At 24.9% G+C, this 4,520-nt stretch carries 7 protein-coding genes; 1 reads left to right on the plus strand and 6 read right to left on the minus strand.

What is annotated here, in order from left to right; all coding sequences use genetic code 11:
* Nucleotides 1-485 precede the first annotated feature (485 nt).
* Together ACTT9R_RS05430 and ACTT9R_RS05435 are read right to left on the minus strand one after the other, a co-directional pair.
* Complete coding sequence (locus ACTT9R_RS05430; RefSeq protein ID WP_440926999.1) at nucleotides 486-755, minus strand: methylated-DNA--[protein]-cysteine S-methyltransferase; 270 nt, start codon at nucleotides 753-755, stop codon at nucleotides 486-488.
* Nucleotides 755-1,006 carry a hypothetical protein gene (locus tag ACTT9R_RS05435; protein ID WP_440927000.1) on the minus strand — a complete coding sequence of 84 codons (252 nt, stop codon included), beginning with the start codon at nucleotides 1,004-1,006 and terminating at the stop codon, nucleotides 755-757. The genes ACTT9R_RS05430 and ACTT9R_RS05435 overlap by 1 nt, the downstream gene beginning before the upstream one ends.
* 55 nt (nucleotides 1,007-1,061) lie before the next feature.
* Here ACTT9R_RS05435 and ACTT9R_RS05440 point away from each other — a divergent pair, with 55 nt between their 5' ends.
* A complete protein-coding gene (locus tag ACTT9R_RS05440) occupies nucleotides 1,062-2,015 on the plus strand; it encodes a site-specific integrase (RefSeq protein WP_440927001.1) in 954 nt (317 codons plus the stop codon).
* Between the two features lie 19 nt (nucleotides 2,016-2,034).
* Here ACTT9R_RS05440 and ACTT9R_RS05445 read toward each other — a convergent pair whose 3' ends face one another.
* The 4 genes from ACTT9R_RS05445 to ACTT9R_RS05460 form a co-directional block, all read right to left on the minus strand.
* Entirely contained in the window at nucleotides 2,035-2,640 is a 606-nt protein-coding gene (locus ACTT9R_RS05445; RefSeq protein WP_440927005.1) for an alpha-1,2-fucosyltransferase, read from the minus strand.
* Nucleotides 2,641-2,647: 7 nt separating this feature from the next.
* On the minus strand, nucleotides 2,648-2,968 hold the full coding sequence (locus ACTT9R_RS05450; RefSeq protein ID WP_440927002.1) for a hypothetical protein: 321 nt from the start codon (nucleotides 2,966-2,968) through the stop codon (nucleotides 2,648-2,650).
* On the minus strand, nucleotides 2,968-3,837 hold the full coding sequence (locus ACTT9R_RS05455; protein WP_440927003.1) for a glycosyltransferase family 2 protein: 870 nt from the start codon (nucleotides 3,835-3,837) through the stop codon (nucleotides 2,968-2,970). The genes ACTT9R_RS05450 and ACTT9R_RS05455 overlap by 1 nt, the downstream gene beginning before the upstream one ends.
* Nucleotides 3,830-4,520 (minus strand): FkbM family methyltransferase (locus ACTT9R_RS05460; RefSeq protein ID WP_440927004.1); only part of this gene is annotated, 691 nt, incomplete at its 5' end. The genes ACTT9R_RS05460 and ACTT9R_RS05455, both read right to left, overlap by 8 nt.

Raw genomic sequence — 4,520 nt, forward strand, 5'->3', positions numbered from 1 at the left:
TATAAACTATTGTAATTATTATATAAATTTTTAATATAATAAATATTAATTAAAATAAATCATTGATTTTATAAAAGTAAATTAGAAATAATAGATATACTTTTAAATAAACTAAGGCAAAAATGGCAAGCTTGAAAGAGAAAATAAAGCACTATGCTTAAAAGTATTTAATAACAACGTTTATTTAAGCATATTAAGCACAAAATTCAAAATTCTTATTTAAGAAAGTGGGTAGGGGAAAAAAAATTTATAAAAAATTCTTTAAAATTTGACCCTAAAATAAGCCTTGTTATCATTTAAAAGTAGAGCAATGCAGTTATAGAATATGTGATTTAAACGGCCATAGAGGTGCTTTATTTAGTTATATCTCGATATATAGTACAACTGAAGGATGAATATTACTATTCATGTTAAAATATGCTTAAATATTGAAAAAACGTTGATTTTACTAGTATTTTTGACCATAAAATAGGCCGAAAAAGTCACTAAATATTAACTTTTTCATTTCTCAATAAACGCAGCTTAGTCTTAATTCCACCTCTCCCTGAGTACCCACCAAGGCCTCCATCGGACCGAATTACTCTATGACAGGGTATTTTGGGGGCATAAGGGTTTTTTCCACATGCATTAGCTACAGCACGCGCCGATTTAGGTGTTTTTATAGCTATTGCTACCTGTTTATAGGTTTTAACAGTGCCTTTTGGTATAGTTTTAAGGTAATTCCAGACTTTTAATTGAAATTTAGTACCTTTCATTAATAAAAATTTAAAATAAAGAAGCAAACTATAAAGAAAACAGTTAGGATTGAAAGATAAATAGTTTCAAGAGTTTTTCCAGATTTTCTATAATTAATAAAGCTTAATATTGCAAAACCAAAAGATGTTATTAAGAAATATATTGGTTCAATTACTCCGTCTATGCCCATCGAAAATTTATATTTCATCATTATTGAGCTCGCAATATCATTAATTGTCACTAAAAAATGACTAATTATTTTATTTGACATTAGAAAACTCTTGATATATTACTAATGATAATTAATTGTTATCAATAGTAATAGTATGAGTGAAATAACTACTGACCTAAAATCGCTTCATGAGGCAACGTTAAATAACCTCAAAAATTCTAAGGCAAATAATACATTAAGAGCTTATAAATCTGATTTTAAAGATTTTGGAGCTTTTTGTGCAAATCATGGTCTAAATTCATTACCTACAGAGCCAAAAATAGTATCATTGTACCTAACCCATCTCTCTAAAAACTCAAAAATTAGCACTTTAAGACGTAGATTGGTTTCAATAAGTATGGTTCATAAGCTTAAAGGGTATTATTTAGACACAAAACATCCAATCATAGTTGAAAATTTAATGGGAATAAGAAGGGTAAAAGGTAGTATTCAAAAAGGTAAAAAACCTATATTAATCAATCATTTAAAATCAATAATTAATGTAATAAATGAACAAAAAACTGAGGAAATTAAGAAACTTAGGGATAAATCATTAATCTTAACTGGGTTTGGAGGTGGTTTTAGAAGAACCGAACTGATTTCAATTGATTATGAGGATTTAGAATTTGTCCCTGAAGGCCTCAAAATCATTATCAAAAAATCAAAAACTGATCAATTTGGCGAAGGAATGGTTAAAGGGCTACCCTACTTCACTAATGAAATCTACTGTCCTGTTACAAATTTAAAAAAATGGTTAGAAATTTCTAAAATTAATTCAGGACCGATATTTAGAAGATTTTCTAAAGGTTTATCATTAACCAATCAAAGATTAACTGATCAATCTCTAGTTTTAATAATGAAAGAATATTTGAATTTAGCAGGTATTGAAAATAAAAATTTTGCAGGACATAGTTTAAGGTCAGGTTTTGCAACTGTAGCTGCTGAATCTGGAGCAGATGAAAGAAGCATAATGGCAATGACAGGACATAAAACAACACAAATGGTCAGAAGATATATTAGGGATGCAAATATATTTAAAAACAATGCATTGAATAAAATTAAACTATAAAAGCTAATAATAAAAAAATTTAAATTGATATCCAATCTTTAGGCCAAAAATTTTCATTATTTGATGGATTTAAATCAGAAGGCCTAATACAAATTTTATTTGAATTATTATTTAACCATGCGCCCCACCAGTGAAATGAAGAAGGTCCTACAATAAAATGTTTAGCATACTGAAAAAGATCAAAATCGTTAATTACATTTTCATTAATTAAATGATATTTTTTTATAATTAATCTGTTTGATAATTGATCGAAATCCTCATAATCGTTTGTCCAAATAAAATATTGTGGATTTTGAACTTTTTTTTCAATAAAATTTATTGATCTGTTAACATAATCAATAATTTGATTAGTAAAAACTTCTGATTTTTCCTTGTTTTTAACTGTATCAGTAAGACCAGGTTGATCTGAAAATCTATTTCTCCTAATATGAATGGAAATTGAATTATTATTACTTAATTGTTCGACTATCGAGTTGTTGTGATTAATTAATTCATTTTTTATTATAAAAAAATTTGATAATTCTTTTTTATATTCGTTAAAATATTCATAATTTTCAAAGTTTCCTTGAACATAAATATTATCGGAAAAATTTATTTTTGACAGATTGGTATAATTTATAACTATTTTTGAATTATTTTTTTTTTATCGATTTTTCTATAAAAAAAACTTTCTTATTTGTAAATTTATCAATTAGTACAAATAACTTTTTTTTTATTTTTTTATACAATTTGTCGTAAATAAATTCATTTGAAGCATAATTTTGAAGAATATTGAATGAATCTAACATATATATTTGATGTTTTCTCTGAGTATTCTTTTTAAAGGAGTAGGCACTTTTATTATCTATAAAAAGTTCATAATTCAGTTTTTTTGCCATAGAATAAGCATGAGCATACATAAATAATTGATTTCCAAGTCCTTCGGCTATTTCTACAACAATTTTCTTTTTCATTAAAATACTCTATAAAAATAAAATTTTATCTTACTTAAAATTAAATCAATAAAGTAAATAAAATTTTTATTAGGATCGCCCAAAGGACCTTCGTATATAGAGCCTCTCTTTAAATAATGTTTATTAAAAAATTCAACAGAAAATTTCCATTTTAATAAAAAAGTTCTTTTTCCTTTGTTTGGAGTTATTTTTTTATTTTTACGTGTTGTTAAAGAACCAAAATGATAAACTCTTGACATTGAAACACCTTTAAAAATTCTTACATTTTGTAACCAAAGTTTCATATTTAGATCAGGATCTGATGCAAACCCAGGGTTAAACTCTTCACTAAAACCTCCTATTTTATTCCATAAATCAATATGAATTAAGTGAGGTGCCCAATGACTACCCTGCAAGTTTCTAAATTCAAAATTTTTAAAATTCTTTAAAAGTTTATTTTCATCAAATTCATTAATATTAGATCCACAGTCATACTTAATATGTTGAATATCACCCTTAACACCACTCATATGCGATATGTGTGTCATTGATAAGTAAAAATTTTTATGATTTATTTTTTTAACTTCCTCATAAAGTATTGAATCCCAGTTTGGTAAAAAATACATATCATCATGGGCATATAATATATAATTGGTGCTTGCTTTTCTTGATGCAATATTAACTCCACTGCATAAACCAATATTTTCAATTGATTTTGTATATGTGATTTTTTTTTCTAACAAAATTTTTTCTGTATTTACATCATATCCATTAATATGAACAATTATTTGGTGAGAAAAGGTAGAATTTTTTAAAATTGAATTAATACAAAGTTTTAAATAATCTGAATTTTCATAAGTAGGTATTACTATAGAAAATTTATTAGACATATGTTGATTTAATTTTACCAGTAAATACTTCTGATGATACAAATATTAAATCTGAATGTAACCAGTTAACAAAATGGTATCCGTTATTAGTTATATATTTATAAAGATCTGAACTTAAAATATTATTAATATTTTGATGATAATACTCCTCTTTAATCATTTCAGTATCAATATACTCAATACTTAAAGCTTTAGGTTGATATTTATTTAAATCAAAACCTTTTAATACATTTAGTTCATAACCTTCTACATCAATACTTACATAATCTATTTGTTTATTTTTAAATTTAGAGTTTTCTATAATGCTGTTTAAAGTTAATGTTTTTATTTTTTTTTTTAATATTGATTTACTACTACGTTTAATGTCTAAAGTATTTATTGCTGATCTTTCGTGATGATAATACATCTCTTGTTCACCATTTTTATCTGACACACCAATTTGCAAATTATAGTCATTTGGTCTGTAAAAATTGAAAGAGTCAATAAATGTATAATCAAGATCTATATTAATGCCGCTCCAACCTTTTTTAAATAATTTGTATGTATTGTTTCCTATAAAAGGATGGTTACACCCAACATCAATATATATACCTTTTTTTTTATTTTTAAATAATTCATTTATAATTAAATCAACAGAATTACTTGAATACGATTTTTTTATTTTTTTTAGTGATCTTATTTTT

This window comes from Candidatus Pelagibacter sp., assembly GCF_052049835.1.
Lineage (GTDB): Bacteria > Pseudomonadota > Alphaproteobacteria > Pelagibacterales > Pelagibacteraceae > Pelagibacter.